The sequence below is a fragment of the Vibrio rhodolitus genome (genome assembly GCF_003350325.1).
GTDB classification, from domain to species: domain Bacteria; phylum Pseudomonadota; class Gammaproteobacteria; order Enterobacterales; family Vibrionaceae; genus Vibrio; species Vibrio rhodolitus.
In genome coordinates this window covers 1-19774 of sequence record NZ_QLYZ01000020.1, presented here as the reverse complement: position 1 = coordinate 19774, position 19774 = coordinate 1, and the positions used below count along the sequence as shown (strand labels likewise).

22 protein-coding genes are annotated in these 19774 nt (G+C 47.3%); 10 read left to right on the top strand and 12 right to left on the bottom strand.

Annotated elements, in window-relative coordinates:
* Positions 1–12 precede the first annotated feature (12 nt).
* The 4 genes from DPF93_RS16710 to DPF93_RS21355 all read right to left on the bottom strand — a co-directional run bounded on the left by DPF93_RS16710 (position 13) and on the right by DPF93_RS21355 (position 3348).
* Positions 13–999: a serine/threonine protein kinase gene (locus DPF93_RS16710; RefSeq protein WP_114767251.1), complete on the bottom strand. Its 987-nt coding sequence runs from the start codon at positions 997–999 to the stop codon at positions 13–15.
* A 57-nt stretch (positions 1000–1056) separates the two neighbouring features.
* Positions 1057–2475 (bottom strand): cytochrome c oxidase accessory protein CcoG, encoded by a 1419-nt coding sequence (gene ccoG, locus DPF93_RS16705; protein WP_114767250.1) that lies wholly within the window; start codon positions 2473–2475, stop codon positions 1057–1059.
* A gap of 307 nt (positions 2476–2782) precedes the next feature.
* A complete protein-coding gene (locus DPF93_RS16700) occupies positions 2783–3049 on the bottom strand; it encodes a YihD family protein (RefSeq protein ID WP_114767249.1) in 267 nt (88 codons plus the stop codon).
* A gap of 131 nt (positions 3050–3180) precedes the next feature.
* Positions 3181–3348: a hypothetical protein gene (locus tag DPF93_RS21355; protein WP_164675389.1), complete on the bottom strand. Its 168-nt coding sequence runs from the start codon at positions 3346–3348 to the stop codon at positions 3181–3183.
* 438 nt (positions 3349–3786) lie between these two features.
* On the opposite strand from DPF93_RS21355, the gene DPF93_RS16695 reads away from it, so the two are divergent.
* Positions 3787–4584: a sporulation protein gene (locus DPF93_RS16695; protein WP_114767248.1), complete on the top strand. Its 798-nt coding sequence runs from the start codon at positions 3787–3789 to the stop codon at positions 4582–4584.
* 108 nt (positions 4585–4692) lie between these two features.
* Complete coding sequence (gene trhA / locus DPF93_RS16690; RefSeq protein ID WP_114767247.1) at positions 4693–5349, top strand: PAQR family membrane homeostasis protein TrhA; 657 nt, start codon at positions 4693–4695, stop codon at positions 5347–5349.
* A gap of 14 nt (positions 5350–5363) precedes the next feature.
* On the opposite strand, the gene DPF93_RS16685 is transcribed toward trhA, so the two are convergent.
* The 5 genes from DPF93_RS16685 to def form a co-directional block, all read right to left on the bottom strand.
* Entirely contained in the window at positions 5364–6809 is a 1446-nt protein-coding gene (locus DPF93_RS16685; protein WP_114767246.1) for a TrkH family potassium uptake protein, read from the bottom strand.
* Between the two features lie 13 nt (positions 6810–6822).
* Complete coding sequence (gene trkA / locus DPF93_RS16680; protein ID WP_075648186.1) at positions 6823–8199, bottom strand: Trk system potassium transporter TrkA; 1377 nt, start codon at positions 8197–8199, stop codon at positions 6823–6825.
* Positions 8200–8347: 148 nt separating this feature from the next.
* Positions 8348–9628 (bottom strand): 16S rRNA (cytosine(967)-C(5))-methyltransferase RsmB, encoded by a 1281-nt coding sequence (rsmB, locus tag DPF93_RS16675; RefSeq protein WP_114767245.1) that lies wholly within the window; start codon positions 9626–9628, stop codon positions 8348–8350.
* A 118-nt stretch (positions 9629–9746) separates the two neighbouring features.
* Positions 9747–10694: a methionyl-tRNA formyltransferase gene (gene fmt / locus DPF93_RS16670; protein WP_114767244.1), complete on the bottom strand. Its 948-nt coding sequence runs from the start codon at positions 10692–10694 to the stop codon at positions 9747–9749.
* Positions 10695–10726: 32 nt separating this feature from the next.
* A complete protein-coding gene (gene def / locus DPF93_RS16665; protein ID WP_114767243.1) occupies positions 10727–11239 on the bottom strand; it encodes a peptide deformylase in 513 nt (170 codons plus the stop codon).
* Positions 11240–11411: 172 nt separating this feature from the next.
* On the opposite strand from def, the gene DPF93_RS16660 reads away from it, so the two are divergent.
* Genes DPF93_RS16660 through DPF93_RS16645 form a run of 4 tightly spaced genes read left to right on the top strand, consistent with a single transcriptional unit; the run spans position 11412 to position 14088 of the window.
* Complete coding sequence (locus tag DPF93_RS16660) at positions 11412–11897, top strand: hypothetical protein (protein ID WP_114767242.1); 486 nt, start codon at positions 11412–11414, stop codon at positions 11895–11897.
* Positions 11890–13005 (top strand): DNA-processing protein DprA, encoded by a 1116-nt coding sequence (gene dprA / locus DPF93_RS16655; RefSeq protein ID WP_114767241.1) that lies wholly within the window; start codon positions 11890–11892, stop codon positions 13003–13005. Before DPF93_RS16660 ends, dprA begins: the two co-directional genes overlap by 8 nt.
* A 2-nt stretch (positions 13006–13007) precedes the next feature.
* Positions 13008–13484 (top strand): DUF494 family protein, encoded by a 477-nt coding sequence (locus tag DPF93_RS16650; RefSeq protein WP_114767240.1) that lies wholly within the window; start codon positions 13008–13010, stop codon positions 13482–13484.
* A gap of 22 nt (positions 13485–13506) precedes the next feature.
* Entirely contained in the window at positions 13507–14088 is a 582-nt protein-coding gene (locus tag DPF93_RS16645) for a DNA topoisomerase family protein (protein ID WP_114767239.1), read from the top strand.
* 49 nt (positions 14089–14137) lie between these two features.
* Here DPF93_RS16645 and DPF93_RS16640 read toward each other — a convergent pair whose 3' ends face one another.
* Positions 14138–15271, bottom strand: a complete 1134-nt coding sequence (locus tag DPF93_RS16640; RefSeq protein WP_114767238.1) for a 5-(carboxyamino)imidazole ribonucleotide synthase — start codon at positions 15269–15271, stop codon at positions 14138–14140.
* 3 nt (positions 15272–15274) lie between these two features.
* Complete coding sequence (gene purE / locus DPF93_RS16635; protein ID WP_114767237.1) at positions 15275–15760, bottom strand: 5-(carboxyamino)imidazole ribonucleotide mutase; 486 nt, start codon at positions 15758–15760, stop codon at positions 15275–15277.
* A gap of 251 nt (positions 15761–16011) precedes the next feature.
* Here purE and tsaC point away from each other — a divergent pair, with 251 nt between their 5' ends.
* The 4 genes from tsaC (at position 16012) to DPF93_RS16615 (ending at position 18680) form a co-directional block, all read left to right on the top strand.
* Entirely contained in the window at positions 16012–16569 is a 558-nt protein-coding gene (gene tsaC / locus DPF93_RS16630) for an L-threonylcarbamoyladenylate synthase type 1 TsaC (protein WP_114767236.1), read from the top strand.
* A gap of 18 nt (positions 16570–16587) precedes the next feature.
* Complete coding sequence (gene hemF / locus DPF93_RS16625; protein WP_114767235.1) at positions 16588–17511, top strand: oxygen-dependent coproporphyrinogen oxidase; 924 nt, start codon at positions 16588–16590, stop codon at positions 17509–17511.
* 69 nt (positions 17512–17580) lie between these two features.
* Positions 17581–18414: a shikimate dehydrogenase gene (gene aroE / locus DPF93_RS16620; protein ID WP_114767234.1), complete on the top strand. Its 834-nt coding sequence runs from the start codon at positions 17581–17583 to the stop codon at positions 18412–18414.
* A complete protein-coding gene (locus tag DPF93_RS16615; RefSeq protein ID WP_114767233.1) occupies positions 18414–18680 on the top strand; it encodes a DUF1488 family protein in 267 nt (88 codons plus the stop codon). Before aroE ends, DPF93_RS16615 begins: the two co-directional genes overlap by 1 nt.
* Here DPF93_RS16615 and DPF93_RS16610 read toward each other — a convergent pair.
* Complete coding sequence (locus tag DPF93_RS16610; protein WP_114767232.1) at positions 18670–19221, bottom strand: gamma carbonic anhydrase family protein; 552 nt, start codon at positions 19219–19221, stop codon at positions 18670–18672. The two genes, DPF93_RS16615 and DPF93_RS16610, sit on opposite strands and share 11 nt — an antisense overlap.
* Positions 19222–19774: the final 553 nt, after the last annotated feature.

The window sequence follows — 19774 nt, the reverse complement described above, 5'->3', positions numbered from 1 at the left end:
GCTTTGCTGACTTTACCATTGTGGCATCAGTGATAGTGGTGGCTCGTTGAGCACTGAAATCTGTTCTTTAAATGCCAACACCTGACTTTCCCAATACTTTGGATCATCAAACCAAGGAAAGGCAATCGGGAAGGCAGGATCGTGCCATCTTTTTGCTAACCATGCCATATAGTGCACCATACGTAGACCGCGCAATGGCTCGATTAGTTTCAACTCACTCATATTGAAATCGCTAAATTCTTGGTATGCCTCAAGCAGGATATCCAACTGCATAAGCTTATCTGCACGCTCACCGTTAAGCAGCATCCACAGATCTTGCACCGCCGGACCATTGCGTGAGTCATCCAGATCGACAAACATCGGACCATCACGCCAGAGAATATTGCCCGGGTGGCAATCGCCATGTAAACGCAGAATTTGACTTGGCTGTTGCCAATGTTGCTCTAGCTGACCAATCAAGATATCCAAATCATTAAAGAAAGCATTCTCTAAGTGCATCGGGATAAAAGGTGATTGTTGTAAAATCTCTCTTGGTTGGTAGAGGTACTCTTGCAAACTGATGGTCGGGCGATGAATAAACGGCTGACGTGCGCCAACTTTGTGTATGCGACCTAAGAATCGACCGACCCCTTCAAGCTGTTCCAGATTATCGACCTCAAACTGGCGTCCACCGACACTGGCAAAGAGTGCAAATAGGTAACCTTGATACTCATGTAAGGTATCACCGTTGATTTTGCATGGCGGTGCAACTGGAATTTCAGACTCAATCAGCTCAAGCGTAAAGTCATGCTCTTCTTGGATCTGCTCGCGCGTCCAGCGTTCTGGGCGGTAGAACTTGACCACATAGCGCTGACGTTCTTCGTCGCTAAATTGATAGACGCGGTTTTCGTAGCTGTTGAGGGCAAGAAAGCCGGACTCGGCACGAATGCCGATGCTTTCGAGCGCATACCACATAAAATCAGGGGTAAGCGCTTCAAAGTTAAATGCTGTTTCTGACATAGAAATAAAAGGGCTCATTACTGAGCCCTTTCCGTATCCTTGTTGGGTCAAGTCGGCTTATAAGTTCTTGAGGAACCTGCTTTCAACCGTCACGGTAAACTCTTCACTGTCAGACAGTATAAACTGAATTGTTGAAACCGCAGAGTCGAGATTTTCTGGGTTGACGCCAAGGCTCATTGGCAAGGTGAGAACTTCCCCCGGAGCGACTTGGACAGTTTGTTTACCGTACCACGAGACATCATCTAAGCCGGTGACACGCAAGTTATACTCTTGAGCTTGCTGGGTCTTATTGATGATTTTTAAGGTGTAGGTGTTTTCAATCTCACCTTGTCCATTCTCGCGATAGAGCTGATTGCGGTCACGCAGTACGTTCATGCCAACGGGTTCAACGGTGGCAATTTGCGCAAAGAACAAGCCGATAATCACCAACAGAACCGCGCCATAACCGATAAGTTTAGGGCGCATCACTTTGGTTTTATGCCCTGAGAGGCGGTGTTCAGTGGTGTAGTTGATCAGCCCTTTTTCGTAGCCCATGCGTTCCATGGTTTGGTCACAGGCATCAATACAGGCACCACAGTTAATACACTCGTATTGTAGTCCATCGCGAATGTCGATTCCGGTTGGGCAAACTTGCACACACAAATTACAGTCAATGCAATCGCCAAGTCCGAGTGCTTTAGGATCGGCTTTGCGTGAACGAGGACCGCGATTTTCGCCGCGTTTCACATCGTAACCGACGATAAAGGTGTCTTTATCAAACATCGCCGATTGGAAGCGCGCATAAGGACACATATGGATACAGACAATTGAACGCATCCAACCGGCGTTAGCGTAGGTACAGATGGCAAAGAACACCACCCAAAACACAGGCCAGAAACTGGCGTTAAAGGTGAAGAAATCGACCACTAACGCTTTGATCGGCACGAAATAGCCAACAAAGGTAAAGCCGGTGATTAGCGCAACCGCAACCCAAGCTAAGTGTTTGATGGCTTTGCGTAGCATCAGTTGTGATGTGAGTTTGCCGGAGTCTTGCTTGCGGCGTTTATTGGCGCTGCCCTCGAGTTTCTCCTCAAACCAGATATAGATAAAGGTCCACACTGTCTGTGGACAGAGATACCCACACCATACCCGACCTAAAAAGGTGGTGATAAAAAACAGACCAAAGGCGGCAATCACAAATAGGGTCGCCAGTAGGGTGAGATCTTGCGGGTAGAGCGTGGTACCAAAGAAGTTGAACTGTTGGTTGCCAATATCGAGCAAAATCGCTTGGCGCTCACCAAATGGAATCCACGGAATTAACGCGAATAATAGCAGTAAGAACCAACCACCATAGCGGCGCAGTTTTTGATATTTGCCCTTACTTTCTCGCACGTAGATACGATTATTCGGATTAAAGCGGTCGCCTTGTCCTTTGTGGGTCTTGGGGTTAAAAGTTTTGGGAGTCACATCCTTTATATCGATTTTGTCCTGACTCATTACGCTTCCTCTAGGCTTCTTCATGGCGCATTTCTTTTGTTACGCTCATTTGAATTGTGAAGTTACCGTTCGCTCAACAAAATGGGGCGATAAAATGTTGTTTGAGCGGGGGTACTTCAGACATTGCAGTGTTTATTAACATTATCATTAGAAGAGAAAGTATACAGCGAATAACAAAATCATTTCTTTAACGCTATCAACCTTTAACAATAATTATCCTTATTAAATCACCGGATTAACAGAGGATTTAACTAGTAGGCAAGAAAAAAGCAGCCATTGGCTGCTTTAAGTGATTGAGCGTTTTCATTTATTTGATGATGCCGCGCGCTTTAAGGATCGCTGTTTTGAAATCATCTTCTTGGTCTTTTTTCAGACCTGGGATCATTTCATCTTTGGCGCTGTTGCGCATTTTAAGATGGTAGATCAGCACATCATCGGTCAGATCTTCTAGTTGACCTTGGTAACCTGCTTCTTGAGCAAGTTTAACGATAAACTGCAGTAGGTTGAGCTCTTGGTCTTTTTGCCACTCAGGACCTAATAATTCGAGCAACTCTTCGATGCGATGGCAATTCATTAACTTTCTCCACAATATTTATAATGATTTTCGGTCAAAGGTAACAAATCCGCAGGGTAGATAGCAATCAGCAAAATAGTTTGGTGGGGATTGTTGGCAAGAAAAAAGCGCAGCGAGACTGCGCTTTTTAATTATGCCGCCTTGATCTCTTCACTTGGGGTTGTAACCAAAAGAGTTGGCTTCTCCACCAAAGAGATTGCTGGCGTAAGTTTTGGTGCGACTAACGCTTTGGTGAAACCACTGCGACGACGCATTGCACTACGGTTTGTGTGCGAAAACCTGACTGTTGTTGGGCGCATTTATTTACCTAACTGTCAGGCATATCCATTGCCAACGTAATGGCCTAATCAATCATGAGTTGAGCTTCATTGCTGAAGTTTGGCTCCTTCTGGCCTACGCCAATCCAAATGATTGAAGAGGGATGGTGATATAAACAACATATCAAAGATAGGTTAGCACCAAGCTATAAATTGGTCGATATGTAATCACTGTAATAACAGTATAAATCACTACAATTTATCAGGATTATGCAGATGTTGTGGTGAAATTGTGAACAGTGACCAAGCGATGATTTGAAAAGCGCAGCAAGGTGAGTAGCCCTAGGTAAAAGAATATGCGATGGTTATTCAATGGCGCTACGATATGGTGGTTTACCCGAAATGCTATCTTGGCTCAGTAGCGCGTATAATTAGAAAGTCAGTTTGCTTTGACGTTGTGCTGTTTCAAGGAGGAGTGAAATGTCATTTTTTAAGAAGACCCTCGCCAGTTTTGGTATTGGCTCTGCTCAAGTTGATTCTGTCTTGCAGCAAGAAGTGCTTTACCCTGGGCAGAAAGTGAATGTGACGATTCATGTTTATGGCGGCTCGACCGAGCAGGCGATCGATAATATTGAGCTCAAACTTTGTTGTCGCTACATCAAAGAAGTGCCGCTTAATCCCGATAAAGCGCAGCATGAGACGACAAATAAACGCCGTGCGCCGCAAAGTTATGTGCTGGCGGAGTGGAACTTGCCTTACGCCTTCACCATTCATCCGGGAGAAACCCGCGATTTTGATGTGGAACTAGATGTGCCGTGGAATACACCAATTACCATTGGAGATTCTAAAGTTTGGCTCGATACAGGGCTGGACATCGCGCTAGCCAAAGACCCAAGTGATACCGATATTCTGACGGTGCGTCCCGACCCATTAATGGATGGCATTTTAACGGCGCTTGAAGCGCAAGGGATGCGAATTCGTCAAGTTGAGTGCGAAGCGGTAGACGGCTTTGCGTTGCCGTTTGTACAAGAGTTTGAGTTTGTTCCGACTACTGGACCTTACCACGGACGTTGGCGCGAGTTGGAGTTGGTGGCGTATCGTGAAGAGCAACAGCTTAAGCTTTGGTTTGAAGTCGACCGACACCGTGATGGTGCACGCGGTATGTTGGCGTCTCTGTTGGGTGTAGGTCAGCTAAAGCGCGAGTTGCCGATCCCATTGTCGACCGATCCGCAAGACGCGGGTAAGCAAGTATTAGCCTATTTAGAAGAGACCTGTTAAGTCTCCTTGCTTTTGCGTCCTTCACAGATTGTTATTAATTTAAGCTTACACGTGTAAGCTTAATGTGCCATACTCGGGATTGGTTGCTACAATCTCGAGTACTCATTTATGCCTGACGATAACAAATCAGCCGCTTATAGCGTCAAAGAAGAAATCGCCAATACGATTACCCACGCCATTGGGATGTTACTGGGGATTGTCGGCTTGGTGCTGCTGTTGGTAAAAGCCATTGATCACAATGCCGATGCGCTGACGATAACCAGCATGAGTATCTACGGTAGCAGTATTATCTTGCTATTTCTGGCTTCCACCCTCTACCACGCGATTCCTTATAAGCGGGCAAAACGGGCGCTTAAAACCTTCGATCATTGCGCCATTTACCTATTGATTGCCGGTAGTTACACGCCATTTTTATTGGTCAGTCTACGTACGCCGCTGGCGATTGGTCTGATGATCGTGATTTGGAGCATTGCGCTGGTTGGCATCATTATGAAGCTGGCATTTGTTTATCGCTTCAAGAAGCTCTCTTTGTTGACCTATTTAATGATGGGTTGGTTATCGCTAGTGGTGATTTATCAATTGGCGATGAATTTAGCGTGGGAAGGGCTGACATTACTCGCAGTTGGTGGGGTGATTTACTCGTTGGGGGTGGTGTTTTATGTTGCCAAACGCATCCCATACAATCATGCCATTTGGCATGGCTTTGTTTTGGCAGGATGCGCCTGTCATTTCTTAGCAATTTATTATTTTGTACAGCCAGTGTGATACTGGCTGACAGATTAACGTTTCCAGAAGGCGGGGAAGAATAGCACCAAAATGGTGAGGATCTCTAAGCGCCCCATCAACATACCAAAGCTTAAAATCCACTTGGCGGTATCTGGTAAGGTAGAGAAGTTACCAGTTGGTCCGATAATGGTCCCCATACCTGGACCAACGTTTGCCACCGCGGTAATTGAACCAGAGATACTGGTTACCGGATCGAGCCCTAAGGCACTTAAACAGCCCGCCACAACAATAATAGTAATAAAGTAAGTTAAGCAAAATGCCACTACGGAACGCACAATATCGTCATTGACCGGGCGTTGGTTGTAACGCTGAATAAACACCCCTGATGGGTGGATAAGCTTCATTATTTGCTTGTTAAGTAGCGTCATGGCGATCTGGAAGCGGAAGATTTTCATCCCGCCAGAGGTTGACCCGGAACATGCGCCGACCATCAGCAGGAAGAAAAATAGCGTGCCGGGTAGGGCGCCCCAAGCGGTAAAGTCTTCTAAACCAAAACCTGTGGTGGTCACTACCGAAACAATATTGAAGAGCGAAACACGTACCGCATCCAGCACGGTGTAGTCATTACGCAGCACCAGCCAAGTACTGATCACCACCCCTGTTGCCAATACTAGATAGGCAAAGCCACGCACCTGTGCGTCTTTAAGCAAAATGCTCGGTTTACGCTTAGTTAATGCTGAGACAAACAACAAGAATGGCAAGCCACCGAGGAACATAAATAGGGTCGCGTTCCAGTGTGCGCCATGAGAGAAGTGGTTCATCGAACCATCTGAAGTGGAGTAACCACCGGTAGAGAGTGTCGTGAACGAGTGGTTGATCGCTTCAAACAGATTCATGCCGGAGAACAAGAACCCTAGCATGCACAAGCCTGTGAGTGTTAGGTACACCAAGACGATGTTTTTCGCCACGGTTTTGGCGCGCGGGCTACTTTTATCTGACCAATCGGAAGATTCGGTTTGGAATAGCTTCATACCACCGACGTTAAGCATCGGTAGGATGGCTACTGCCATTACGATAAAGCCAATACCGCCCAGCCATTGCAAGATCGAGCGCCACAACAAGATGCTCGGTGCCATGTTATCTAAGCCACTTAACACGGTTGAACCGGTGGTGGTGATACCCGACATGGTCTCAAAGTAGGCGTCAGTAAAGCTAATGTGATTGATAAACACAAACGGCAGCGCGGCAAAGGCACTGGCAATGGTCCAAACCAAACTGGTAATAAGGAACATATCGCGCACGCTGAGTTTAAAGGTCGCGGTGCGACCTATGGTTAAGCAGAAAAAAGCCACCACGTGCGTGATCAAGACCGATTGACCAAACTCGATAAACCCCGAGGTGCCAGAGAAAAATGCCACTAGGGTGGGTACGTACATAAATAGGGCGAGTTTAGACAGTACTAACCCTATAACGAACAGTACGGGACGAAAATTAACCATGTTGAACTGCGCCTTAGAGGAAGAACGGACTCGGCTGGAAGAGTGTCTCTACATCAGGGACATACTTCTTATCGACCAAGAACATTACCACGTGGTCATCTTGTTCGATAACCGTTCTGTCGTGGGCAATCAGTACTTCTTCACCACGCACAATCGCACCAATGGTGGTGCCTGGTGGCAGTTTAATATCGCCAATCGCGCGACCGACCACTTTTGAGGTGCTCTCATCACCGTGGGCAATCGCTTCGATTGCTTCTGCAGCGCCACGGCGCAGCGAAGATACGTTAACAATATCAGCACGACGCACGTGAGTGAGCAGGGCTGAGATGGTGGCTTGCTGCGGCGAGATTGCCACATCGATAACCCCACCTTGTACCAAGTCGACGTATGCACCGCGTTGGATCAGCACCATTACCTTCTTCGCACCCATACGTTTGGCAAGCATGGCTGACATGATGTTGGTTTCATCTTCGTTGGTCAGGGCAATGAATACATCCACTTGGTCGATGTTTTCTTCGGTCAGTAGCTCTTGGTCTGCGGCATCACCACAGAATACGATGGTGTTTTCCAACTCTTCTGAGAGGCGCTCAGCACGCTGGTAATTTCGCTCAATTAGCTTGACGCTGTAGTTCTGTTCAAGGCGTTTAGCCAAGCTGGCACCGATGTTACCACCCCCAACAATCATGATGCGGCGGTATGGCTTTTCAAGGCGTTGCAATTCACTCATTACGGAGCGAATGTGGTTACTCGCAGCAACGAAGAACACTTCATCGTCTGCTTCAATAATCGTGGTGCCTTGTGGACGAATAGGACGACCTTGACGGAATATCGCGGCGACACGAGTATCAATGTGCGGCATGTGCTCACGCAGAGCGGAGAGCGCATTACCCACTAATGGACCGCCATAGTAGGCTTTAACCGCAACTAAGCTGACCTTTTGCTCGGCAAAGCTGACTACTTGCAGGGCGCCCGGGTATTGGATCAGACGTTCAATGTAACTCGTGACGAGTTCTTCAGGAGCGATAAGGTGGTCAACGGGAACCGCGCCAGATTGGAATAGCGCTTCTTTTTCAGCAAGGTATTGAGGGGAACGAATACGAGCAATTCGATTGGGCGTATTAAACAGAGAAAACGCCACTTGGCAGGCTGCCATGTTGGTTTCATCGGTGTTGGTCACCGCGACTAGCATATCGGCATCTTGCGCTCCTGCTTCGCGGAGTACATCTGGGTGACTTGCATGACCATTTACAACACGTAAATCATATTTATCTTGCAGTTCACGCAGTCGGTCACTGTCTTTATCGACGATGGTGATATCGTTATTTTCACCAACAAGGTTTTCTGCCAAAGTACCGCCAACCTGACCTGCGCCAAGAATGATGATCTTCATATTCTTATCTCATTTTGTTACTGAAATACCCATTAGGCTATTGTGGTTAATATATATTAACTCTTACCTACTAGGTATAGTTCGTATTCCAATGCCTTGAAAATAAAAGTGAAACCTACGAAGAATAAGTTTCACTTTTATGACAGAACTAGGCTTTTTTGGTCATTACTGCGTAGTAGAAACCATCCATATCGTCTTCACCTGGAAGGATTTGACGACCAGGGTTGTCGCTCTCAGAGCCTTGCAGCTGTGCATCTTTAGTGCGCTCAAGGAAAGCTTTCACCTGTAGTTTGTTCTCTTGCGGGGTGATAGAGCAAGTTGCGTAAACTAAGGTTCCGCCTGGTTTTAGTTGTTGCCACATCGCATCAATGATTTCACTTTGCAGTTCAGCCAATGCGTCGATGTCGTCAGCGCGACGTAGCCACTTGATGTCTGGGTGACGACGAATGACGCCCGTTGCCGAACATGGTGCATCCAATAGAATGCGATCGAACTGTTCGCCGTGCCACCAATCTTGTGGTTTGCGCGCGTCGCCACAAATTACTTCTGCTTGAAGGTTAAGGCGCTTCAGGTTGTCGTGCACACGTTTTAGACGTGAGTCATCACAGTCGATTGCGACCACTTGTGCATCTTTGGTGCGCTCAAGAATGTGTGCCGTTTTACCACCTGGTGCCGCGCAGCAATCTAGAATCAGTTCACCATCTTGCGGGGTTAGGTAATCCAGTGACAACTGAGCCGCGGCATCTTGGACCGATACCCAGCCTTTTTCAAAACCTGGCAGCTTAGTGACATCACAAGGCGCAGCGAGTTTCAGAGCGTCAGCGGCTTGTGGATGAAGGCTAGTTTCGATGCCTTCTTTATCGAGTAGCGCTTGGTATTTATCACGGCTATGGTGCTGGTGGTTCACACGCAGCCACATTGGCGCTTTGCTGTTGTTGGCTTCAACAATGTTTTGCCACTGCTCTGGATACGCTTGTTGCAGCAGTTTCAGTAACCAACTTGGGTGACCGTATTTGCCTGCGTTGTGGCTAACGGCTTGCTCATCCAATTGCTCTTGATTGCGCTGGTAGTTACGCAATACCGCATTGATTAAGCCTCGTAGGCGCGGACCTTTAAGATCTTTGGTGCCCTCAACGGTTTCGCCAACCGCTGCGTGGGCAGGAATACGCATAAAGCTCAGCTGGTAAATTCCCACAAGGATTAGGTGGTGGAAGACACGTTGTTTGCCTTTTAGCGGCTTGTCCATCAACTCATTGGCGATAGATTCTAAACGAGGCAAGTAACGCAGCGCACCGTAGCAAATCTCTTGTAATAGAGCATGGTCACGAGGTCGAATCTGCTGTTGAGCCGCAGGAAGGGCGTTAGAGAGTGATTGACCTTTGTCGACAACTTGGAAAAGGACATTAGCTGCCGCAGCGCGAACATTCATGTTGAATACCTTAAAGTAAAGGAGGGCATCTCTGCCCTCAAAAAGTTCTTATATACCTGCCTGTTACTTGACAGGTATTGTCACCATTGCGCGGATTACGCATTGGTTTTGGTTTGAATTAAGCCAGTTGGCTACCTACTTCAAACCAAGCCGCACGTGAGTTCAGAATATCTTGAACTGACATGGCTTTTTTACCTGGTACTTGCAGTTGCTCTAGTACCAACACGCCATTGCCTGTTGCCACATAGATGCCTGATTTATCCGCTTGGATAATCGTACCAGCAGGCTTATTGCTGCTTTGCTCTGCAACACGGCTTTGCCATACTTTGATGCTGTTTTCTGCGACTTCAAAGTGGCTCATTGGCCATGGGTTAAAAGCACGCACACAGCGTTCAATGTGCGCTGCGTCGTTATTCCAGTCAATGCGCGCTTCTTCTTTGCTTAGCTTTTTCGCGTAGTTTGCCAGCTCGTCATCTTGCTTAACTGGCACTGCTTTACCTATTGCGATATCGGCTAAGCAATCAACCAAGGCAACCGGACCAAGTTCAGCCAGTTTTTCGTACATTGATGCGCTGGTGTCGCTTGCTTCGATTGGTAGCGTCGCGATTTTTAGCATATCGCCAGTATCAAGACCGATGTCCATCTGCATGATGGTCACGCCTGTTTCGGCATCACCCGCCCAAATTGAACGTTGGATAGGTGCAGCGCCACGCCAGCGTGGAAGAATTGAGCCGTGTACGTTAATACAACCCAGCTTAGGTGTATCCAGTACCACTTGTGGTAGCAGTAGACCGTATGCCACAACAACCATGATGTCAGCATTTAGATCGGCTAATTCTTGCTTAGCTTCGTCTGACTTAAAGTTTTCTGGTTGGTATACCGGAATGTTGTGTTCAACCGCGATCTGTTTTACCGCACTTGCCGTCAGTTTTTTACCGCGACCAGCGGGGCGATCAGGCTGTGTGTAGACCGCAATAACTTCGTGCTCCGAAGACAACAACGCCGCCAAATGACGGGCGGCGAAGTCCGGAGTACCAGCAAATACAATACGTAAAGGCTTGCTCAAGGTACTTTCCTTCTAATTATTATGATCGCAGTTTAGTGCTGTTTTTCATTGAAGCGTTTGATTTTCGCCAGCTTGTCTTGAATACGCTTGCGCTTAAGTGGCGATAGGTAATCCACAAACAGCTTACCTTCTAGATGATCCAGTTCGTGCTGCACACAAATTGCTAGTAGGTCATCCGCTTCGAAGGTGTACTCTTCACCATCGCGGTTTAGTGCTTTTACCGTCACTTCTGCTGCGCGTGGCACAAGAGCGCGAGCACCAGGAACTGAAAGACACCCTTCTTCAATGCCATCTTCGCCGCGTTTCTCTAGAATTTCAGGGTTAATCAGCACCATTGGCTCATTACGGTTTTCTGAAATATCGATAACGACGATACGCTGGTGAACATCAACTTGCGTCGCAGCAAGACCGATACCTTCTTCGTCGTACATGGTTTCAATCATGTCGTCGACGATTTTTTGAATTTCTGGAGTCACAGCTTCTACTGGTTTAGCCACAGTGCGAAGGCGATCATCTGGGAATGTTAATACTTGTAATACAGACATATTCACTCGAAATATTGATTTGTGCCGAATCGAGATTATCCTCGTTGGCTCAATTCTAGACATTTTAGACCTCAAATGACAGCATCAATACGCTTTTTGAGGTGCTTTTCTGTCGATAAAGTAACCATCTTTGTTGTCAGGTTTATCGACCAATCAATGCAAGGAGTGCGTTATGTCTCGGATACCAGCCCCGCTTTTTCTCCTTGTTATCTCGCATCCTCTCGCCTTTAACACCTATGCTCAGACACTGCCGACGATTAAGCTGGTGCCGCAAATGCGCCAAGTCATGCCCTCACTGGAAAAAGCGCCTTCTTCATTGCTTGAACAGCAGCGCAATCAGCGCTCGGTGATTATTACGCAGCAACAAATTCAACAAGCTCCTCGAGTGTTGGGACTGAATCATGGTAAACACTACATTACTGCTGATGAGCGCTTATTTATCAGCGGCGAGCAAACGCAAGTGCTGTGGGGGATCTATCATCCAACGCAAGTGTTTGAGCAAGGAGAGAGGCAATGGGTGCAATTGCAAGCGGTGGCTTGGGCGAAGCTACAAGAAACCAGCAACGTGATGTCTCGTTTACAGATAACCCACTTACTACAAGAAGTGCGTGTAGATGATGTTGCCTTGCCGCTGACACAGATTGAACGCAATGAATGAGGCAAAGCTCAGGGCTTGGTTAACTCTCTACTTTACGCCGCGACTCGGTGCTAAAGGGCTACAAAAACTGTTAGCCAAAGCGGCGCCTGAGGAGCTGCTCGCATGGGATGAATTGCAATTGCGCGCGACAGGTCTGACAGCCGCGCAAGTCGGTTTCCTACAGCGACCGAAGCTTGAATACATCGAGCAGTGTCTAACCTGGTTGGTTCAATCTCCTTCTCACCATATCGTGACCTTGGATGACCCGCATTATCCCCCTTTGTTGGCACAAGTGCCTGCACCGCCGCCACTGCTGTTTGTAAAAGGCGCGCTTGCCAGTTTGAGTTCACCCCAAGTGGCGATGGTCGGCAGTCGCCATGCAACCATCGATGGTTTACAAAACGCGCACTATTTTGCCCGCGCACTAGCTGAGAGTGGTTTGACCGTCACCAGCGGTTTAGCATTAGGGGTTGATGGTCATGCGCATGATGGTGCGCTGCAATACGGTGGAACCAGCGTGGCAGTGCTAGGGTGTGGTCTTAATACCATCTACCCCTCAAGGCACAAGCAGCTCGCCGCGCGAATAGAGCAACAAGGGGCGTTGGTGTCTGAGTTTCACCCGGCGATACTGCCTAAAGCGGCAAACTTCCCGCGTCGTAATCGCATTATTAGTGGTCTCTCTTTGGGAGTATTGGTGGTTGAGGCGACGGAAAAGAGCGGCTCACTAATCACAGCTCGCTATGCCGCCGAGCAAGGACGAGATGTGTTTGCCTTACCGGGTTCGATTCATAGCCCGCAAGCAAAAGGGTGTAACCAACTGATAAAGCAGGGCGCGTGTTTAATCCAAACCGTGGAAGACATCGTAAATGAAATAGAGACGCTGCGAAGTTGGTCTACTCAGTATCGACCCGTTATCGAGACAAATCAGGCGATTGAAAAAGAAGCGAAAGAAAAATTGCCATTTGCTGATCTTCTAGCTAACGTAGGCAGAGAAGTGACACCAGTTGATATTCTGGCACAAAGGACCAATATTCCAGTGCAAGATGTCATGATGCAGCTGTTAGAGCTTGAGCTCTTAGGGCATGTTGTTGCGGTTTCCGGTGGCTATATTCGTAAGGGGAGGGGCTAGCTATGATGATGGATATCCTAATGTATCTATTTGAAACTTACATCCATAGCGATGCTGAGTTACAGGTCAATCAAGATGAGCTTGAAGATGAATTGCTTCGAGCGGGTTTTGATCAAAAAGACATTTATAAAGCCCTTGTCTGGTTAGAAGAGTTGGCTGCCTTGCAACAAGGTGAGCTTGATTCGGCTATTTCAGTGAGTGGCGCGTCGTCAACGCGTATCTACACTGCCAAAGAAATGGATCGCCTTGATATCGAGTGTCGTGGCTTTTTGATGTTTTTGGAACAAGTCAGTGTATTAACCACTGAAACTCGCGAAATGGTGATTGACCGAGTGATGGGGTTAGAGACCGATGATTTTGAACTCGAAGACCTCAAATGGATTGTATTGATGGTGCTATTTAATGTGCCGGGCAATGAAAATGCCTACACGCTTATGGAAGAGCTGCTGTATACCAAAGAGCAAGGTATTCTTCACTAACTTAAGCAGTAGCCACATTTATATGAGTAGTAAAATCGACCAGCAACTGTTTTCTGCCCATGAGCACGCGTTAGAGCACCAAGCTTGTCCGAAATGTCAGCTTGAGCAGCGTGAGGGTGAGCTACAGCTTCGCCACGGCAAACATGGTCCCTTTTTAGGTTGTAATCTTTACCCAGAGTGCGACTACATCAAACCGCTGCACCAAAACGATGGGCATATCATTAAAGAACTCGGCGTACCTTGCCCGCAATGTGGCAATGAGCTAGTACTGCGCCAAGGACGTTATGGGATGTTTATTGGCTGCAGTCACTATCCGACATGTCATCATATCGAATCGCTTGAGCAAAATGAGCCGGAGCAAAGCGACGAGGTTGCTTGTCCTGAGTGCAGCAAAGGGCATTTGGTGGAGCGAAAAACGCGCTTTGGTAAGTTGTTCTACGCATGTGACAACTACCCGAAGTGCAAATTTGCCGTCAATCAGCCACCTGTGGCTGGCAAATGTCAGGCATGTGCTTTTCCGTTGTTGGTGGAGAAGAAGCTCGCCAGTGGAAATAGGTTGCAGTGTGCCGATCGGAAATGCCAGCACACTCAAACAGACAGTTAATGCTCCGTTTAGATACGTCGCTTTTTTGTTGTGTGCTGAATATGAATCGCTAAGCGGAGAACGCTTTGGCAAAATCATGCACGGCTGGAAAGGCTTTAGCATCTAATACATCAGCTAGTGCGCAGAGTCTGCGTTGCAGCTCACCACTGTAGTCGCCGCAGACATTAATATGTCCCATCTTGCGCCCTGCACGTTTTTCTTTGCCATACCAGTGAATATGGCAACCCGGCATAGAGAGTAGCTCTTTCGGTAACCTATCTTCACCGAGAATATTGATCATTGCCGTTTCTCGTACCAATTTGGTGCTACCTAATGGTAAGCCGCAGACTGCGCGCAGATGGTTTTCAAACTGGCAAGTTTCAGCGCCTTGCTGGGTCCAGTGACCAGAGTTGTGCACGCGTGGGGCGATTTCATTTACCAGTAATTGCCCATCAAGGTCGAAAAACTCCAGCGCCAATACGCCCACGTAATCTAAGCTGTCTGCCACTGCGGTAAACATTTGCTGTGCTTGCTCTTGCAGTGCTTGATCGGCGATAGCGGTGGAAAGGCTGAGTACACCATTGGTATGCACATTTTCCGCCAATGGGTACACTGCAATCGAACCGTCTTTACCGCGCGCGCCTACCAAAGAAACTTCACGTTGAAATGGGATAAACTGCTCGGCGACAATGGCTTGGTTATCGCTACTTGCGATGCAATCTGCCATTTGCTGCCAAATCACATCAACATCAGACGCATCTTTTAAACGCCACTGTCCTTTGCCATCGTAGCCACCAAGAGCGCTTTTTAGCACCATAGGTATGCCGACATGCTCAATCGCACGAGTAAAATCTTCGCGAGTTTCAATCACCGCATACTTGGCATTACGCACGCCTGCATTATCCAAGAGAGCTTTTTCGATACGGCGATCGCCACCGGCCTTGATAGCGCCGGGAGATGGGAGAAACTTACCGCTTTGCTCGCACAGGTCGAGAATATGATGTGGAATATGCTCAAATTCAGCCGTAATCACATCGGCATGAGCGATAGCATTATCTAAACCACTACCTAAAACTGTTTGCGTTAGTGGGTGGACGATATTGCCATTACTTACGTCATAAGCCGTAAGCTCAATATTGAGTGGTGCACCTGCCAGCGACATCATGCGCGCTAGCTGACCAGAGCCTAAAACCAAAACATGCATGGATTAATCCTCTGCTGGATTTGAGTTTGCGAGAACCGTTTCTGTTTGTTCGTTACGGAAAGCTTCCACTTTTGCCATCACAGTTTCATCATGAGTGCCGATGATCTGTGCCGCAAGAATGCCGGCGTTGGCAGCGCCCGCTTCACCAATCGCCAGTGTACCGACAGCAATACCTTTTGGCATTTGTACGATTGATAACAGTGAATCCATGCCTTTTAGTGCGCGAGATTGTACCGGTACCCCCAGTACTGGCAGGCTAGTAAAGGCAGCCGTCATACCCGGTAGGTGCGCAGCACCGCCTGCCCCCGCGATGATCACTTTGATGCCACGCTCTTTGGCGCTGGTGGCGTATTCTGCTAGCAGTTGAGGGGTTCGGTGCGCAGAAACCACTTTGGTTTCATAGCTTACGCCAAATGTGTCGAGCATCTCTGCTGCAAGTTTCATGGTTGGCCAATCTGATTTTGAACCCATGATAATTCCGACTTTCATCTCACACTCCTTCAAGCTGCCACTGGGGAATACCAAGTTAATTTGTGCGCATTATACGAGTATTTTTACCTCAAGCAAACGTTTGCGCGAGGTAAAAATTGAATTGACACAATTTATAAAAAAATTGCTTTAGTCAGCGCGGCAGATTGTTAGTAAACTGAGCAAAAATGTTAACATACCATTCCAACTTGATATCTTGGCGAGCAACGATGCCAAGTTGTTGCGGTCTCGAAATTAGAAAGGAAACTTGAGTGGACAACTTTGAGCAAGCGCTGAGTGCATTACAGCAAGGTGAAGTGATTGCCTATCCAACCGAAGGTGTCTTCGGTGTCGGCTGTGATCCCGATAGCCCGCAAGCAATTGAAAAACTATTAACCTTAAAGCAGCGTCCGGTCGAGAAAGGATTGATTCTGATTGCCGCAAGCTATGAGCAGTTGCTGCCTTATATTGATGAGTCGCAGTTAACCGAAGAGCAATTAAACACGGTTAAAGCCTCTTGGCCAGGTCCATATACTTGGATCATGCCGGCGAGCGATAAAGTTTCAAACTGGGTCTCAGGGCAATTTGATTCGATTGCCGTGCGCGTGACCGATCACCCACTGGTGCAAAAAATCTGCCTAGCCTTTGGTAAACCACTTACCTCTACCAGCGCCAACCTTTCGGGCTTACCGCCATGCATGACCACTGAAGAAGTGGAAGCGCAACTTGGTGGAGAGCTGGTGGCGATTTTACGTGGTGAGACGAGTGGACGCGATAAGCCGAGTGAAATTCGCGATGCAAAAACGCTGCAAGTGCTAAGACAGGGATAACAATAAAGGAAGCCAACCATGCCAAGTTCAACAATCGATAAACACGCGGTCAAACAGTTCTTAATGGCGCTACAAGATCAAATTTGTGCGCAGTTAGAGCAAGCCGATGGAAAAGCCAGCTTTGAGCAGGATGCTTGGCAACGCCAACCTGGTGAACGTTTGGCTGGTGGCGGCCGAACCCGTGTGATGACCAATGGTGCGGTGTTCGAACAAGGCGGGGTAAACTTTTCTCACGTCAGCGGACAAGAGATGCCAGCCTCTGCGACGGCTCATCGACCAGAACTTGCAGGGCGTAGTTTTGAAGCTATGGGGGTTTCGTTGGTGATGCATCCGCATAACCCTTATGTACCCACATCGCATGCTAATGTGCGCTTCTTTATTGCCGAAAAAGAGGGGGAAGCCCCGATCTGGTGGTTTGGCGGCGGTTTTGACCTCACGCCTTTTTACCCATTTGAAGAAGATTGTGTTTATTGGCACCAAACGGCGAAAGAAATCTGCGCTCCTTTTGGCGATGATGTTTATAGCGAGCACAAAGCTTGGTGTGACAAATACTTCTATTTACCCCATCGCGACGAAACCCGCGGTGTCGGTGGCTTGTTCTTTGATGATCTCAATCAGTGGGAGTTTGATAAGTGCTTTGCTTACATGAAAGCGGTCGGTGAAGGATACACCCAAGCTTATCTACCGATTGTTGAGCGTCGCAAAACGACCTCATACGGTGTAAGAGAAAGACAATTCCAACTCTATCGTCGCGGTCGTTATGTTGAGTTTAACCTTGTATTCGACCGTGGCACCTTGTTTGGCTTACAAAGCGGTGGGCGGACTGAGTCCATTTTGATGTCGATGCCGCCAATGGCGCGTTGGGAATATGGCTACCAACCAGAACCTGGCTCAGCAGAAGCCGATTTGTATCAGCATTACCTAAAGCCAAGAGAGTGGTAGCTCTTTCCTCTATATATAGATAATGATAGGGTCGTGATATGACCCTATTTTGTTTTTGGTAATAAGGATATGACTCAGCAAATTGATCGCTACGCCGTGTTTGGCAATCCCATTGGGCACAGTAAGTCGCCGTTTATCCACACTCTGTTTGCTCGCCAAACCAACCAGCCGCTGAGCTATACCGCAGAGCTAGCACCAATCGATGGTTTCAGCGACGCGGCGCAAGCATTTTTCTCGCAAGGTGGTCGTGGCTGTAATGTTACCGTACCATTCAAAGAAGATGCCTATCAATTTGCCGATCGATTAACGCCAAGAGCAGAGTTGGCTGGCGCGGTGAATACCCTTAAGAAGCTGGATGATGGCATTATTTTGGGCGACAACACTGATGGTGCGGGTTTAGTGTTGGATTTACAAAACTACCAAGTGCCACTTACAGGTGCGCGTATTCTGATCATTGGTGCGGGTGGCGCAGCGAGAGGTGTGATTCAACCACTGTTAGAGTTAAAGCCGCAGCAAATCGTGATCACCAATCGAACTTTTAGTAAAGCTCAGCAGCTCGCCGATATGTTTGCCGAGTTAGGTCCGATTCAAGCTTTGCCGATGGATCAGGTTCAAACTGGTTTTGATGTGGTGATTAACTCCACCTCTGCCAGTTTGAGTGGCGAACTACCTGCCATCTCTGCTGCTATTTTTACCCCAACGACGATTGCCTATGACATGATGTATGGACAAGGTAAAACCGCTTTTAATCAATGGGCACTTGAGCAGGATATTGCTCAAGCTTACGACGGACTCGGCATGTTGGTCGGTCAGGCGGCAGAGAGTTTTATGTTGTGGCGTGGTTTAAGACCGGGTACAAAGCAAATCTTGCGTGAACTGAGAAAAAACTTAGAAGGTATATAATGAATCAGTCGATTCTATTTCCAGATATTCAAGACTGGGACGATGGGTTGAACGGGGTAAAGTTTCCTGCTCAACAAGCTGGGGCGTTAATTAAATGCGTGGCGTCGCTTGAGTATTTGAGTTCTCTGGCAGGGGAGTCAGTGACTACTGCTCAGCAAGCGTTAGTGGTTTTTGAGCAAAACCGCTTTGAAATCGAAGAGCTTGCTGAACAGCTAATAGAAGAGGAAGAGTACAACTCTGCAGGCTTAATTGAACTTACAGTGTAATATTTTCGACTTGATGTAAGTAGTCTTCTTTATTCTGTACATAGTTATTGGCAGATTTCAGTAAAAAGGCACGTTCTTCTTCTTTTAATGGACGTGCTTGTTTCACTGGGCTGCCCACATAAAGAAAACCACTTTCTAATACTTTCCCTGGCGGGACTAAACTGCCCGCGCCAATCATCACCTCTTCTTCTATTACCGCACCATCAAGCACAATCGCGCCCATACCAACCAAAACGCGATCTTTGATAGTGCAGCCATGCAACATGACCTTATGTCCAACCGTTACATCATTACCTATGATAAGTGGATAGCCCGCTGGATTTTGCGCATTTTTATGAGTGACATGCAATACGCTACCATCTTGAATGTTGCTACGTTGACCTATCTCTATATGGTTGACGTCACCACGAGCTGCAACCAATGGCCAAATACTTGAATCATCGCCGATGGTGATATCGCCAACTAAAACTGAACTACTATCTATATAGACGCGTTGACCAAGCGTCGGGGCGATACCTTTATAACTGCGTAATGAACTCATTTTTGCTCCTGAATAGATGTTTCAAGCTTAATATAGCTGTGTTTGTGCGAAGAAGAGTTGAAGAAATAGGCGTTTGTGACTAGAAAATACCCAAATGATAAAAAAATCAAAAAAAAGCATAAAAAGGGCTTGCCAATGTGACGCCGATCTCTATAATGCCACCTCGCTGACACGGCAAAGCTTCGAAAGAAACGAGCGCCAAGTTAGCAAGGTTACTTAGCCAAGCGAAACGCTTGAAAAAAGTTTGAAAAAAGTGGTTGACACTAAACTTTATCTCGCTAAAATGACCGCCTCTTCCGAAGTGATGTGAGTCACAAAGAAGAAAGCTCTTTAACAATATAAACCTATCAATCTGTGTGGGCACTCGTTGATGATAATCCAATTAGAAGCTTAGGCTTCAAATTTGATTTCAATGAACTGAGTGACCAATTCGATACTTAGTATCGGCACAGTCAATTCAACATTACTATGTAATGTAATCAGTATTCATTGAGTCACCAAAATCTTAAATTGAAGAGTTTGATCATGGCTCAGATTGAACGCTGGCGGCAGG